At 70.6% G+C, this 13787-nt stretch carries 12 protein-coding genes and 1 pseudogene; 7 read left to right on the forward strand and 6 right to left on the reverse strand.

Going from position 1 to position 13787, the window contains the following annotated elements:
• Nucleotides 1–55: 55 nt before the first annotated feature.
• The 5 genes and pseudogenes from BX266_RS17555 to BX266_RS17575 form a co-directional block, all read right to left on the reverse strand.
• The gene (locus tag BX266_RS17555; protein ID WP_099900953.1) at nucleotides 56–949 is read right to left on the reverse strand and encodes a metal-dependent hydrolase; all 894 of its coding nucleotides are present in this window, start codon (nucleotides 947–949) and stop codon (nucleotides 56–58) included.
• A gap of 116 nt (nucleotides 950–1065) precedes the next feature.
• Nucleotides 1066–2031 carry a Yip1 family protein gene (locus BX266_RS17560; RefSeq protein WP_099900955.1) on the reverse strand — a complete coding sequence of 322 codons (966 nt, stop codon included), beginning with the start codon at nucleotides 2029–2031 and terminating at the stop codon, nucleotides 1066–1068.
• 169 nt (nucleotides 2032–2200) lie between these two features.
• A pseudogene (locus tag BX266_RS17565) lies at nucleotides 2201–3274 on the reverse strand (sugar phosphate nucleotidyltransferase); the annotation flags it as partial.
• Between the two features lie 199 nt (nucleotides 3275–3473).
• Entirely contained in the window at nucleotides 3474–4469 is a 996-nt protein-coding gene (locus BX266_RS17570) for a LamG domain-containing protein (protein ID WP_099900958.1), read from the reverse strand.
• 152 nt (nucleotides 4470–4621) lie between these two features.
• Complete coding sequence (locus BX266_RS17575) at nucleotides 4622–6835, reverse strand: (Fe-S)-binding protein (RefSeq protein ID WP_099900960.1); 2214 nt, start codon at nucleotides 6833–6835, stop codon at nucleotides 4622–4624.
• Nucleotides 6836–7128: 293 nt separating this feature from the next.
• Between BX266_RS17575 and dnaK the strand changes: the two genes are divergently transcribed.
• From dnaK to BX266_RS17605, 6 genes are all read left to right on the forward strand, one after another.
• The gene (gene dnaK / locus BX266_RS17580) at nucleotides 7129–8976 is read left to right on the forward strand and encodes a molecular chaperone DnaK (RefSeq protein ID WP_099900962.1); all 1848 of its coding nucleotides are present in this window, start codon (nucleotides 7129–7131) and stop codon (nucleotides 8974–8976) included.
• Nucleotides 8973–9563, forward strand: coding sequence for a nucleotide exchange factor GrpE (grpE, locus tag BX266_RS17585; RefSeq protein WP_099900964.1), 591 nt, complete (start codon nucleotides 8973–8975; stop codon nucleotides 9561–9563). The genes dnaK and grpE overlap by 4 nt, the downstream gene beginning before the upstream one ends.
• 126 nt (nucleotides 9564–9689) lie before the next feature.
• Nucleotides 9690–10838 (forward strand): molecular chaperone DnaJ, encoded by a 1149-nt coding sequence (gene dnaJ, locus BX266_RS17590; protein WP_099900965.1) that lies wholly within the window; start codon nucleotides 9690–9692, stop codon nucleotides 10836–10838.
• A gap of 7 nt (nucleotides 10839–10845) precedes the next feature.
• Entirely contained in the window at nucleotides 10846–11370 is a 525-nt protein-coding gene (locus BX266_RS17595; RefSeq protein ID WP_259464740.1) for a heat shock protein transcriptional repressor HspR, read from the forward strand.
• Nucleotides 11371–11570: 200 nt separating this feature from the next.
• Nucleotides 11571–12056, forward strand: coding sequence for a hypothetical protein (locus BX266_RS17600; protein WP_147437100.1), 486 nt, complete (start codon nucleotides 11571–11573; stop codon nucleotides 12054–12056).
• Entirely contained in the window at nucleotides 12026–12574 is a 549-nt protein-coding gene (locus BX266_RS17605; protein ID WP_147437101.1) for a helix-turn-helix domain-containing protein, read from the forward strand. Before BX266_RS17600 ends, BX266_RS17605 begins: the two co-directional genes overlap by 31 nt.
• 93 nt (nucleotides 12575–12667) lie before the next feature.
• Here BX266_RS17605 and BX266_RS38680 read toward each other — a convergent pair whose 3' ends face one another.
• A complete protein-coding gene (locus BX266_RS38680; RefSeq protein ID WP_180290519.1) occupies nucleotides 12668–12817 on the reverse strand; it encodes a hypothetical protein in 150 nt (49 codons plus the stop codon).
• Between the two features lie 351 nt (nucleotides 12818–13168).
• On the opposite strand from BX266_RS38680, the gene BX266_RS17610 reads away from it, so the two are divergent.
• Complete coding sequence (locus tag BX266_RS17610; RefSeq protein ID WP_099900969.1) at nucleotides 13169–13780, forward strand: hypothetical protein; 612 nt, start codon at nucleotides 13169–13171, stop codon at nucleotides 13778–13780.
• The last annotated feature ends 7 nt before the right edge of the window (nucleotides 13781–13787 follow it).

Here is a 13787-nt window from a genome sequence, read left to right on the forward strand (position 1 = left end):
AACGGTCCGAGGGCCGGCCCCGGCGAAGCAGCGGGGGCCGGCCCTCGGCGTGTGGTCAGGCGCGCTCGGGGCTGGTCCGGGCGACCAGTTCGGCGCCGTCCGCGGAGAGGGTCAACTCGGTCCGCAGCCCGGTGAGTTCGCCGAGGTGGTGGAGGTGGGTGCCGCCGCAGGCGATGTCCGCGGGGCCGTCGGGGAGTTCGGCGTGCCAGCGGCGGCGGGCGGTGAGTTCGGGGCCGGGCACCTCGATCCGGACGGCGGCGTCGGCGGCGACCCAGGCGGCGAGGCGGGCGTTGACCTCCGCGGTGAGGGCGGGCAGCGCGTCGGCGAGGGCGGGGAGCTCCTCGGTGGCGTCGACGGTGAAGCCCTTCTTCTTCAGCGACTTGCCGATCCGGTAGGTGTCGGTGCTGGCGGTGGTGTCCATCACCGAGCTGTCCATGGCGAGGCTGTCGAAGTCGGGGTGCCCGAAGGCGTCCGCGCGGCCCGGGTCCTTGCGCCAGCGCGGGGCGAGGGCGGCGTTCAGGGCGAGCGCCAGCAGGTGGCAGCCGGTGTGTGCGGCGGAGAGCAGGCCGCGCCGTTCGGCGTCGACGGCGAGCTCGGCGGTGCGTCCGACGGCCTCGGCCCCGAGCGCGCCGGCGGGCAGCACGTGCAGCACCAGCCAGGACCACTCCTCGTCGCCGCGCCGCGCCGGGATGTCGCCCCCCGCCGCGAAGGCCCCGTCGGGGCCGAGGGCGCCGGTGAGGCAGTCGACGACGGGGTGTGCGGTGCCGTCGACGGTGAGGGTGCCGAGGTCGGCCGGCTGGTCGGGCCAGGTGTGGTCGACCGGGTGGAACGGGGTGGCTCCGGTGACCACTGCGGTGCGCCCGTCCGGCAGGGTGTGCACGGCGAGGATCGGCGATGCGCCGGTCACCGCCCCGGCCGGGAAGCTGACGTGGGTGGTGGGCAGGCTCATGCGCGGGCTCCGGACGGGATCTGAGGGCGGATCGGCGAACACCTCACCCTACAAAATCCCACCATTCGGACAGCCGGCCGCCCGGACCGGCGGTGGCCGGACCGGTCGACGCACCGTCAGCCCAGGGTGGGCAGCTTGATCAGCACCAGCAGCGCCAGCAGCTGGACCGCCGCGGCGCCGGCGGCCTTGCCCCAGGGCAGGTCGTGGAGCCGCCGCACCAGGATGGTCAGCAGCACCGCGCAGCCGATCCAGGTGGCCCAGCCGACCGCCTGCACCACCGGGTTGCCGACCGGCAGGAACAGCGCCAGCAGCAGCCGCGGGGCGTCGGTGGTCCAGCTGACCAGGGCGGCCAGGCCGACCGTGGACTGCCAGGGCCCGTCGCCGCCGAACTGCCGGGCGAGCACGTAGGTGACGGCGGAGAGCACGCCGCCGGCCACCGTGAAGCCGATCGCCGCGCCGGCGATCGCCCACAGCGCCACCGCGAAGGTGGAGTGCACCACCTGGTCGTAGGTGGAGTCGAGGGCGAACACCGCGAGCACGCCGTACAGCAGCGAGACGCTCAGCGCGGGCAGCCACACCTGGTGGTCGCGCATCCGGTCGAAGGTGGCGTTGGGGTGCCGGTAGATCCCGGTGAGCAGTTGCCGCCACGGCAGCCGCGGGCCGCCGACGTGCGGCGCGGCCTGCCCGCCGGCCCGGTACACGGCCACGTTGTCGCCGGCCGGGTAGCCCGCCTGCCCCTGGTGGCCGCCGTGGTCGGGGTACCCGTCCGGGTGGCCCGGGTGCTCCGGGTAACCGCCGTCCTCGCCGTAGAACCCGTCGTAGCCGCCGTGCGGCTGCTCGCCGTACCCCTCGTAGGGCTGCTCGCCGACCGCGAAGGCCCTGGTGTGGCCGGGCTGGTCGCCGTAGCCGCCGCCGGGCGGCGGGGCCGGGGCGGGGTAGCCGGACTGCGGGGCGGTGAAGTACTCCGGGCCGTCGGTGTGCGCGCCCCGGTACGGGTCACCCTGCGGGGTGCCCGGGTGGGGTGCCGACCAGTTGTGCCGGGGGTCGGCACCCCGTCCGTCGTCGTGTCGATTGCCAGCCACGCCTCGACGGTACCCGCAACGGCTGACCCCCCGTCGGGTGATCATGGCGGCGCAGCCGGATTGCAGCAGTCCTGTGACGGTGCTGCGGGGTGGGTCAGCCGAGCAGGCGCGCGCCCGGGGCGTGCACCGCGGCGGCGTTGGTCAGGCCGGCCTCGCAGCCGCCGGGGCCGGCGGACAGACGCACGGCGCCGACCGGCAGGCGGGTGCCGCAGGCGATCCGCAGGCCGTTGGACAACTCGTTCTCGGCCTCCAGCACGGCGCCGTCGCCGATCACCACGCCGTCCAGCGAGCAGCGCTCACCGATCTCGGCGAAGGCGCCGACGATCGAGTCCTTGACGTACGCGCCGGCCTTGATCCGGGCGCCCTGCAGGACGACGCTGCCCTCGACGATGGCGCCCGCGGCGATCTCGGCACCGGCGGAGACCACGGTGCCGGAGCCGAGCACGGCGGCCGGGTCGACCTGCGAGCCGGCCAGCAGCAGGGCCTCACCGGTCGGGCCGGGCACGGCCGGGGAGTCGACCTTGCCGAGCACCAGGTCGGCGGAGCCGCGGACGAACGCGCCGGGGGTGCCGAGGTCCAGCCAGTACGAGGTGTCGACCACGCCGCGCAGCAGCGCGCCCTCGCCGAGCAGCTCGGGGAAGGTCTCGCGCTCGACGGAGACCTCGCGGCCGGCCGGGATGCGGTCGATCACCGAGCGGGTGAAGACGTAGCAGCCGGCGTTGATCTGGTCGGTGACGATCTGCTCGGGGGTCTCGGGCTTCTCCAGGAAGGCGAGCACCCGGCCGTTCTCGTCGGTCGGGACCAGACCGAAGGCACGGGGATCGGCCACCCGGGTGAGGTGCAGGGTGACGTCGGCGCCGGAGGCGGTGTGCTCGTCGCGCAGGGCGGCGATGTCCAGGCCGGAGAGGATGTCGCCGTTGAAGACCAGCACCGGCTCGTCGGCGCCGCAGGTCAGGCCGGAGGCGGCGTTGCGGATCGCACCGCCGGTGCCCAGCGGCTCCTCCTCGGTGAGGTAGACCAGTTCGAGGCCGTAGGGGCTGCCGTCCTGGAAGTGCTCGACGAAGACATCGGCCAGGTAGGAGGTGGCGAGCACCACGCGGGTGACGCCGGCGGCCGCGGCGCGGGCCAGCTGGTGCGCGATGAACGGGACACCGGCCACAGGCAGCATGGGCTTCGGCGTGTGCGTGGTCAGCGGACGAAGCCGGGTGCCCTTGCCGCCGACCAGCATGATCGCCTCGGTCATGTTCTGTCTCCCCTGGTCAAGTTCCGGCGGCCCGGCACGACAGGGTCCGGTGCGCTCGCTCGGTGACATGGTCGGGTCGGCTCGAAACAGCCTCCGACGGAGCCGGCTCTTTCGCGGTTCCGCGGCATACTCTATTTGCTCGAACAGCGTCTGAGTGCCACCGCCCCCGTCGGGCGGATGTGCGGATCGGCACGCCCGGCTACGGCATCAGCCAGGAGTGTCCGGCAGCGGGACCGGCGCTGGTTCCGCCGGAGCTGTGCAGCTTGGCCACGGCGGCCCCGGGAAGGGCCTGTTCCCAGATCTGGACGTCGGCGATGGCGCCGTCCCAGAAGTCGCTCCAGGCGGACTTGTACCGGACCCGACCCAGTTGCAGGCCGCCGGTGGTCTGCCAGATCCCGGTCACGGGAGTGGACTGCTGGAGCGTGCCGTTGACGTACAGCAGGATCTTTTTCGCGGACGCGTCGTAGACCCCCGTCAACAGCGTCCACTGACCGGTCGTGGCAGTGCCGGTGCCGAACGCTTGGTAGGTGGTGTTGTCCTGGGCGCCGGCGGCTGTCTGCACCTTGAACACCCACTGGTTGTGGGTGCCCCAGTAGTCGCGGCCCAGGTAGAAGGAGTAGTAGCTGTCGCTGCCCTGGGTGATCACGGCACGGCCGCCGGTCGGGGCGTTGTTGCGGACCAGCGCGGAGACCGTGAACGACCGGGTGGTGTCGACCACCGGGGTCTGGCTGTCCGCCCAGCCGATGCCGTTGCCGTACAGCACCATCGTCGGCCCGGAGTGGCCCTCGGTGGGGCCCAGGGCCGTCCCGCTGCCCAGCAGCATCCCGGGCAGCGTCCCGGGCACCGCGGAGGTCTTCCCGGCGCTCGGCTTCCCGGTGCCCTTCCCGCTCGCGGACGGCGACCCGGAGGCCGTGGGCGACGAGGACGCCGAGCCGCCGGCGGAGGGCTGCGCGGAGGGCACCGGGCTGTCCGCGGGGGTCGGCGCGGCGGTGCCGTCCGGCTGGAGGGTGACGGACGGCGCGGGCTGCGCACCGGGGGTGCCGGACGGGCGGGTGAGCACCAGGGCGGCGGCGACCAGGCCGCCGACCACGGTCACCACCACGGCGCCGCCGCCGATCCGCAGCAGTCGGCGGCGGCGCTCCTCGCGTTCCCGGGCGTCGGCGAGCGCGGCCCAGTCGGGCGTCGAACTGGTCACCGGCGGCAGGTGGAAAGGTCCGCCGCCGTGGCCCCCGGGCCCCGGTATTCCCCCGTCAGTCATGCGCAGATGCTAGGACATCGCCCCACGTCCGGGAACGCCCGGACCCCGGGGCCGCAACGGGCGTCCGGGGTCCGGGGAGTGAGGGGGCGTCAGGCGTCGACCGGCTCGGCCTCCTCGGCCGGGAGGGCCTTGACCGACTCCAGCAGCAGCTGGGCCACGTCGACCACCTTCAGGTGCTCCTTGGCCGCGCCCTCGTTCTTCTTGCCGTTGACCGAGTCGGAGAGCATGACCAGGCAGAACGGGCAGGCGGTGGAGACGATGTCCGGGTTGAGGGACAGCGCCTCGTCGACCCGCTCGGTGTTGATCCGCTTGCCGATCCGCTCCTCCATCCACATCCGGGCGCCGCCGGCGCCGCAGCAGAAGCCGCGCTCCTTGTGGCGGTGCATCTCCTCGTTGCGCAGGCCGGGCACCCTGCCGATGATCTCGCGCGGCGGGGTGTAGACCTTGTTGTGGCGGCCGAGGTAGCACGGGTCGTGGTAGGTGATCAGGCCTTCCACCGGGTTCACCGGCAGCAGCTTGCCCTCGTCGATCAGGTGCTGCAGCAGCTGGGTGTGGTGGATGACCTCGAAGTGCCCGCCGAGCTGCGGGTACTCGTTGGCGATGGTGTTGAAGCAGTGCGGGCAGGTGGCGACGATCCGCTTGGTGGGGGCGTCCTCCAGCGCGGCGTTCAGGGTCTCCACGTTCTGCGCGCCGAGCATCTGGAACAGGAACTCGTTGCCCAGGCGGCGCGGGGAGTCACCGGTGCAGGTCTCCTCCTTGCCGAGGATCGCGAACTTCACGCCCGCGGTGTGCAGCAGCTCGGCGAAGGCCTTGGTGGTCTTCTTCGCCCGGTCCTCCAGGGCGCCGGCGCAGCCGACCCAGTACAGGTACTCGACTTCGGCGGGGTCGATGTCCTCGCCGATCACCGGCACCTCGATGCCGGTCTCCTTCTTCAGCTCCTTGACCCAGTCCAGCCGCGCCTTGGTGGCCAGACCCCACGGGTTGCCCTTGTTCTCCAGGTTCTTGAGCATCGTCCCGGCCTCGGTCGGGAAGCTGCTCTCGATCATCACCTGGTAGCGGCGCATGTCGACGATGTGGTCGATGTGCTCGATGTCGACCGGGCACTGCTCGACGCAGGCGCCGCAGGTGGTGCAGGACCACAGCACGTCCGGGTCGATGACGCCGTTCTCCTCGGCGGTGCCGATCAGCGGCCGCTCGGCCTCGGCGAGCGCCGCGGCGGGGACGCCGGCCAGCTGTTCGCTCGACGCCTTCTCCTCGCCCTCCATGTCCTTGCCGCCGCCGGCGAGCAGGTACGGGGCCTTGGCGTACGCGTGTTCCCGCAGGCTCATGATCAGCAGCTTGGGCGACAGCGGCTTGCCGGTGTTCCAGGCGGGGCACTGCGACTGGCAGCGGCCGCACTCGGTGCAGGTGGAGAAGTCGAGGATGCCCTTCCAGGAGAAGTGCTCGACCTGGGAGACGCCGAACACCGCGTCGTCGGCCGGGTCCTCGAAGTCGATCGGGGCGCCGTTGCTGGTCATCGGACGGAGCGCGCCGAGGGCGACCGCGCCGTCCTCCTCGCGCTTGAAGTAGATGTTGAAGAAGCCCAGGAAGCGGTGCCAGGCGACGCCCATCGAGGGGTTGACGCCGATGGTGATCGCCCACGCGAACGAGATGCAGATCTTCAGCATCGCGAACAGGTAGACCAGGTTGACCAGGGTGCCGTGGGCGGTGCCGTGGAACGCGGCGGCGATCGGGTACGAGACCAGGTAGGCCGGGTCGTAGGAGTCGACGCCCTCCAGGGCGCCCTCCAGGCCGCGCAGCATCATGATGCACAGGCCGATGCCGAGGATGGTGTACTCGACGTAGAAGGCCTGCCAGGCGATCGAGCCGGCGAACCGGGACTTGCGGCCGGCCCGGGAGGGCAGGCTGAGCAGCCGGATCACCATCAGGGTGAGGATGCCCAGGGTGGTCAGCGTGCCGATCAGCTCGACGAAGATGTTCCACGGCAGCCAGTGACCGATCACCGGCAGCGCGAACTCGGCGTCGAAGAGCTGCCCGAAGGCGTTCACCAGGGTGAGCACCAGCGAGAAGAAGCCGACCGCGACGAACCAGTGGGCGACGCCCACGATGCCCCAGCGGTTCATCCGGGTGTGGCCGAGGAACTCCTTGGCCACGGTGGCAACGCGCTGCGCGGGCTGCCCGAAGCGGGTGGCGTCGGCGGAGCCGGTGCGCACCACCTTGTAGATGTACAGCGCCGCCCGGGAGGCGAGCGCGGTGCCGATCACGAAGGTGACCAGCGAGATGACGATCGCTGCTAGCTGCATCGGCTCTCCGTCTCCAGCGGCTTGTTCCCAATCCCCACAGAGTGTACTGGTCGGTAACTTGCAGGGTCGACGCGCCGGACATTACCGCGCGTTAACACTCCGCCAGAAGATGTTCAAGGTATGGCGGCAATCACTAAGCCCAGACTCACCCGCCCGGAGCAGCCCGGCACCCGTGCTGGGACATAAGCGCTCAGTAAAGTTGAGCGACACCGACTCAAAGCTGTTGACGCTTTGGGATCCGTCATGCATCCTTGAGCCCGTACTGCTCAACTTCTCCCCCGGAGGTATTCACGATGGCACGCGCGGTCGGCATCGACCTCGGTACGACGAACTCCGTCGTCAGTGTTCTTGAGGGCGGTGAGCCCACGGTCATCACCAACGCCGAGGGCGCTCGGACCACGCCGTCCGTCGTCGCCTTCGCCAAGAACGGCGAGGTGCTCGTCGGCGAGGTCGCCAAGCGCCAGGCGGTCACCAACGTCGACCGGACCATCCGTTCGGTCAAGCGCCACATGGGCACCGACTGGAAGATCGGCATCGACGGCAAGGACTTCACGCCGCAGCAGATCTCCGCCTTCGTCCTGCAGAAGCTCAAGCGGGACGCCGAGGCCTACCTGGGCGAGACGGTCACCGACGCCGTCATCACCGTCCCGGCGTACTTCAACGACTCCGAGCGCCAGGCCACCAAGGAGGCCGGCGAGATCGCGGGCCTGAACGTCCTGCGCATCGTCAACGAGCCGACCGCCGCCGCCCTGGCCTACGGCCTGGACAAGGACGACCAGACCATCCTGGTCTTCGACCTCGGTGGCGGCACCTTCGACGTGTCACTGCTGGAGATCGGCGACGGCGTGGTCGAGGTCAAGGCCACCAACGGCGACAACCACCTCGGCGGCGACGACTGGGACCAGCGCGTCGTCGACCACCTGGTCAAGGTCTTCCACGCCGGCCACGGCGTCGACCTGTCCAAGGACAAGATGGCCGTCCAGCGTCTGCGCGAGGCCGCCGAGAAGGCCAAGATCGAGCTGTCCTCCTCCTCGGAGACCTCGATCAACCTGCCCTACATCACGGCCTCCGCCGAGGGCCCGCTGCACCTGGACGAGAAGCTCACCCGCTCCCAGTTCCAGCAGCTCACCTCGGACCTGCTGGACCGCTGCAAGGTCCCGTTCCACAACGTCATCAAGGACGCCGGCATCCAGCTGTCCGAGATCGACCACGTGGTCCTGGTCGGCGGCTCGACCCGCATGCCGGCCGTCGCCGAGCTCGTCAAGGAGCTGACCGGCGGCAAGGACGCCAACAAGGGCGTCAACCCGGACGAGGTCGTCGCGATCGGCGCCTCCCTGCAGGCCGGTGTGCTGAAGGGCGAGGTCAAGGACGTCCTGCTGCTCGACGTCACCCCGCTGTCCCTGGGCATCGAGACCAAGGGCGGCATCATGACCAAGCTGATCGAGCGCAACACCACGATCCCGACCAAGCGCTCCGAGATCTTCACCACCGCCGAGGACAACCAGCCCTCCGTGCAGATCCAGGTCTACCAGGGCGAGCGCGACATCGCGGCCGGCAACAAGAAGCTCGGCATGTTCGAGCTGACCGGCCTGCCGCCGGCCCCCCGCGGCCTGCCCCAGATCGAGGTCACCTTCGACATCGACGCCAACGGCATCATGCACGTCGGCGCGAAGGACCTCGGCACCGGCAAGGAGCAGAAGATGACCGTCACCGGCGGCTCCTCGCTGCCGAAGGACGAGGTCAACCGCATGCGCGAGGAGGCCGAGCGCTACGCGGAGGAGGACCAGAAGCGCCGCGAGGCCGTGGAGACCCGCAACCAGGGCGAGCAGCTCGTCTACTCCACCGAGAAGTTCATCGCGGACAACTCGGACAAGCTCCCGGCCGACGTCAAGACCGAGGTCGAGGCCGCCATCGGCGAGCTGAAGGAAGCCCTCAAGGGCGAGGACGTCGCGGCCATCCGCACCGCCACCGAGAAGGTCTCCACCACCGCCCAGAAGCTCGGCGCGGCGCTGTACGCGCAGGCCGACGGCGCGGGTGCGGCGGCCGGCGCGGCCGGTGCCGGCGAGTCAGCCGCCAAGGAGGACGACGTGGTCGACGCCGAGATCGTCGACGACGAGAAGCCCAAGGGCGGTGCGGCATGACGGAGAAGCCGCAGGGCGAGCAGCCCGGCGACGACTCCGCCGCCGAGGAGGCAGTGCTCAAGGCAGCCGAAGAGGCCGTCGCGGGTGCGGGCGGTGACGAACTGGCCGCCGCCAAGCGCGAGGCCGGCGAGCGCACCGCGGACCTGCAGCGCCTCCAGGCCGAGTACCAGAACTACCGCAAGCGGGTCGAGCGCGACCGGGCGACGGTCCGGGAGATCGCGGTCTCCAGCATCCTGGAGTCGCTGGTCCCGGTGCTGGACGACATCGGCCGGGCCCGCGAGCACGGCGAGGTGACCGGCGGCTTCAAGTCGGTCGCCGAGTCGCTGGAGACGGTCGTCGCCAAGCTGGGCCTGCAGCAGTTCGGCAAGGAGGGCGAGCCCTTCGACCCGACGATCCACGAGGCGCTGATGCACAGCTACTCCTCGGACGTCACCGAGGACACCTGCGTGCAGATCCTCCAGCCCGGGTACCGGATCGGCGAGCGGATCATCCGCCCGGCGATGGTCGCGGTCGCGGAGCCCCAGCCGGGCACCCAGAGCACCGGCGAGCCGGACACCGGCAAGGCTGACGGTTCGTCCGACAGCTGAGTAACATCCCGTGCGCTGCGGAGTCGTACGTCGTGCAGTACGGCGGCCGGCTCCGCAGCGCCGTATCTCGGCGCTGCACCGCAGCGGGAATCGCAACAGGACTTCGGGAGGTGGCGGTCAAAAGCCATGAGCGCTAAGGACTACGTGGAGAAGGACTACTACAAGGTCCTCGGCGTGCCCAAGGACGCCACCGCCGCCGAGATCAAGAAGACCTACCGCAAGCTGGCCCGCGAGTTCCACCCCGACGCCAACACGGGCGACGCCAAGGCCGAGGAGCGGTTCAAGGACATCTCCGAGGCGTACGACGTGCTCTCCGACGAGAAGCGGCGCAAGGAGTACGACGAGGCCCGGTCGCTGTTCGCGGGCGGCGGGTTCCGACCCGGCGGAGCGGGCGGGGCCGGCGGCTTCGACTTCGGCGACCTGTTCAGCAACGGCGGCGGCAGCGGGGGCGGCGGCCTCGGCGACGTGTTCGGCGGCCTGTTCAACCGCGGCGGCCGGCAGACCGCCCAGCCGCGCCGCGGGGCGGACGTCGAGACCGAGGTCACCCTCAACTTCGAGGAGGCCGTGGACGGCGCGACGGTGCCGCTGCGGATGACCTCGCAGGCCGCCTGCCGCGCCTGCGCCGGCACCGGCGCGAAGGCCGGCACCACCCCGCGGGTCTGCCCGACCTGCGTCGGCGCCGGCACCGTCAGCCGCGGCCAGGGCGCCTTCGCGCTCTCCGAGCCCTGCCGGGACTGCAAGGGCCGCGGCATGATCGTCGACGACCCGTGCACCGTCTGCCACGGCAGCGGCCGGGCCTCCTCGGCCCGCACCATGCAGGTCCGGATCCCCGCCGGGGTGCAGGACAGCCAGCGCATCCGGCTCAAGGGCAAGGGCGCCCAGGGCGAGCGCGGCGGCCAGCCCGGCGACCTCTACGTCACGGTGCACGTCGACCCGCACCCGGTGTTCGGACGCAAGGGCGACAACCTCACCGTGACGGTGCCGGTCAGCTTCCCCGAAGCCGCGCTCGGCGGCACCATCGAGGTGCCGACCCTCAACGGTCCGGCCGTGAAGCTCAAGCTGCCGCCCGGCAGCGCCAACGGCCTGACCATGCGGGCCCGTGGCAAGGGCGCCACCCGCAAGGACGGCACCCGCGGCGACCTGCTGGTCACCGTGGAGGTCACGGTGCCCAAGCACGTCACCGGCGATGCGCTGTCCGCACTGGAGCAGTACCGCGAGGCCACCGCCTCGGACGACCCGCGTGCCGCCCTGTTCAAGGCGGCGGAGGGAGCGTGAGACCCCGATGAGTCCCCACCCCGACACTCCCCGCAGCGACGGACGGATCGGCCCCGGCCCCGGTCTCGGCGAGGGCCTGCCCGGCGCCGGCCGCGCCCGCCCCGCCCCCGGGCCGGCCTACGTCCTCACCGAGGACACCCCGGTCTACGTCATCTCGGTCGCCGCCGAACTCTCCGGCCTGCACCCGCAGACCCTCCGCCAGTACGACCGCCTCGGCCTGGTCTGCCCCGACCGCACCGCCGGCCGCGGCCGCCGCTACTCAGCCCGCGACATCCAGCAGTTGCGCGAGGTCCAGCGCCTCTCCCAGGACGAGGGCATCAACCTGGCCGGCATCAAGCGGATCATCGAACTGGAGAACCAGGTCACCGCCCTGCAGTCCCGGGTCGCCGAACTCGTCGACGCCCTGGAGGGCGCCGCCGCCACCCTGCAGCAGCGCGAGGCCGCGGTGCACGCCTCCTACCGTCGCGACCTGGTGCCCTACCAGCAGGTGCAGCAGTCCAGCGCGCTGGTGGTGTGGCGGCCGAAGCGCTGAGGTCGTTATGGGCCGCCGACATCCTCCCGTTCGGGGGGTGCCGGCGGCTCTGCGTTCCGTGAGAGAGTTCAGCACAGTAACCAGTTGGCCAAACGGGCCAGGTGGAGAATAATCCCGACTCCGGTGCCCGGCTCCGGCCTAGACTCGGCCGGATGGCCAGAGCCCACCGACGGCTGACAGGCCAATGACAAGGGGTGAGGATGAGCGCGCGTGAGCTCCCGGGCACAGCCGACGGCTCAGCAAACCTTTCGGCCGAAGCCCACGCGCTCTACCTGCGAATAATCAAGGATCAGGACGGCACGGCCCAGCAGGGGCCGGAACATTCCAGCGCCGCCCTCGAAGAGCTGATCTCCCTCGGCCTGCTCGTACGCGACATGGACCAGACGGGGCGCTTGGTCGCTGTCGACCCTTCCCAACTGGCATCCACCCTCAGCATTCGCTGGCAACGCCAGGCACTCGACCTGCTTTCGCGCGCCGTCTCCATTCCGGCCGAATTGGCCGAACTCGCGGACGCTTTTCATTTCCCGGGGCAGAGCGGCGGCGCCATCGAATACGTCCGCGGGCAAGCCCTCATAAACCAGCGCCTACAACAACTGACTGCCCCGGAATCACCGAGGCGGTCGCCATGCAACCCGGCGGGCCACGCCCGTCCGAATTGCTCGCAGCCGCACTCGACGGCGATCTGAAGGCACTGCGCCGGGGCACCGCCATGCGGACGATCTACCACGCCAGTACGCGCTACCACCAGCCGACTCGGGACTACGTGGCGACCCTGTCGGCCGAAGGCTGGCAGTTTCGCACACTTGACGAGCCCTATACCCGGCTGATCATCATCGACCGGAAGGTGGCCATACTTCCGTCGTCCGAGGACATCAACAATTTCGCGACCTTCATCCATGACCAATCAGTGGTCAACTTCTTGATGGAGGAAGTGTTCGAGCGAAACTGGAGTCGCGCGCTGGACTTCGACGGGGAGCGCACCGTCCCTCAACAGGTGGTGTCGCGGCTCCGGCAGACGATCGTGGACCTCTTGCTGGCCGGGACCAACCACCGTGTCATCGCCCGCCGACTGGGCATCAGCGAACGGACCCTTGCGCGGCATCTGGCGGAGATGAGGGAGGACTACAACGTCGACTCCCTGTTCCAACTGGGTTACGTACTGGGGCACTCGGCGACAAACCCGCCCAACATCCCAAAGGAATGACGGGGATCGGCGCAAGGGCCCGGCATCCTCTGCATGTTCACTGCGAAGACGTCCCTCGTCCGGGCACAGCACTCCCGCCTGGACCGATCCGCATCAGGCCCAGATGAGGTCCAGGGCGGTCACGGTGCTCGCTTGATCGGCACGCGCCGGTGCAGCGTCGTGCCCCGTCGCCACCACACCGAAGACCAGCGCCGCAACGCCACAGGCCACCGGGAGTGCCACCTTCAGAATAATCTGGCGCATACGCGACATAATGCCCACCCCTGACTTCCCACTCGACGTAAAGCCGACTTGACACCAAACTACCGTGCGAAGGTACCGCAACCGTTGCACCGTGTCACCCCCGCGTTACCCCCACCTCCGGAAGGGCTGTCATCTCTCTGCCAGGCGGCCAGATGACACCTCGCGAACCTGGACGACAGGTTGTGCCGCGATGGACGATCAGTTCGCTTTCGATTGGGCTCGGCAAGCTCACCACACTTGCCGGTGCTCATTCAAATCAACGATCAACACATCACGCAGTCCGCTGAGCAGCCATTGTCCGATCGCCGACCGATCCCAGTCCCGTCGGCCGGCAAATCCCCCGGAGTCGACATGAGTGAGTCCCACCTGCAGCCGCGCGCCGCCGAGGGCCGGCGCGCGCGAGTGTTCCTGGCCGCGCCGTTGATGCGGTTGACCGGACCGGCCGACAGCGTGGTGACGCTGGCCAGCCGGACCAGGCTGACCACGCTGCGGAGCACGCTGCTGGGCAGTGGGGCGGCGGTGTACAGCGCGCACCACAGCGACGCGTGGACCGTGGCCGGGCGGGTGCCGGAGCCGCGGGTGCCGTCGGACTTCCGGGCGATGCAGAGCGCGGACCTGGTGTTCGCGTACATCGGTGCGCCGCTGTCGGCCGGGGTGAGCCTGGAGCTGGGGTGGGCGTCGGCGCTGCGGAAGCCGATCGTGCTGCTGGTCGACGAGGCGATCACCCACAACCCGCTGATCGCCACCATCGAGCAGGTCACCCCCGTGCTGCCGCTGGTCTTCGACGACACCTGGTCGCAGGAGGCGCTGCACCACACCGTGGAGACCGCACTGGACTGGGCCGGCATGGCGCTGTCGCTGCGCGGCGGCTTCTGGACCGCGCCCGGCGAGCAGTTCCCGCGCCCGCACCGCGAGCACACCGGCCCGTACGGCTTCTGGTCCCCGGAGATCGCCACCGGCTGACCGACCG

This window comes from Streptomyces sp. TLI_171 (assembly GCF_003610255.1).
GTDB lineage: Bacteria > Actinomycetota > Actinomycetes > Streptomycetales > Streptomycetaceae > Kitasatospora.

What these genes read in the sequence shown, in the direction of transcription:
- BX266_RS17555 (WP_099900953.1), bottom strand. Translation starts at nt 949, where the DNA reads ATGAGCCTGCCCACCACCCACGTCAGCTTCCCGGCCGGGGCGGTGACC.
- BX266_RS17575 (WP_099900960.1), bottom strand. Translation starts at nt 6,835, where the DNA reads ATGCAGCTAGCAGCGATCGTCATCTCGCTGGTCACCTTCGTGATCGGC.
- dnaK (WP_099900962.1), top strand. Translation starts at nt 7,129, where the DNA reads ATGGCACGCGCGGTCGGCATCGACCTCGGTACGACGAACTCCGTCGTC.
- grpE (WP_099900964.1), top strand. Translation starts at nt 8,973, where the DNA reads ATGACGGAGAAGCCGCAGGGCGAGCAGCCCGGCGACGACTCCGCCGCC.
- dnaJ (WP_099900965.1), top strand. Translation starts at nt 9,690, where the DNA reads ATGAGCGCTAAGGACTACGTGGAGAAGGACTACTACAAGGTCCTCGGC.
- BX266_RS17595 (WP_259464740.1), top strand. Translation starts at nt 10,846, where the DNA reads ATGAGTCCCCACCCCGACACTCCCCGCAGCGACGGACGGATCGGCCCC.
- BX266_RS17600 (WP_147437100.1), top strand. Translation starts at nt 11,571, where the DNA reads ATGAGCGCGCGTGAGCTCCCGGGCACAGCCGACGGCTCAGCAAACCTT.
- BX266_RS38680 (WP_180290519.1), bottom strand. Translation starts at nt 12,817, where the DNA reads ATGCGCCAGATTATTCTGAAGGTGGCACTCCCGGTGGCCTGTGGCGTT.
- BX266_RS17610 (WP_099900969.1), top strand. Translation starts at nt 13,169, where the DNA reads ATGAGTGAGTCCCACCTGCAGCCGCGCGCCGCCGAGGGCCGGCGCGCG.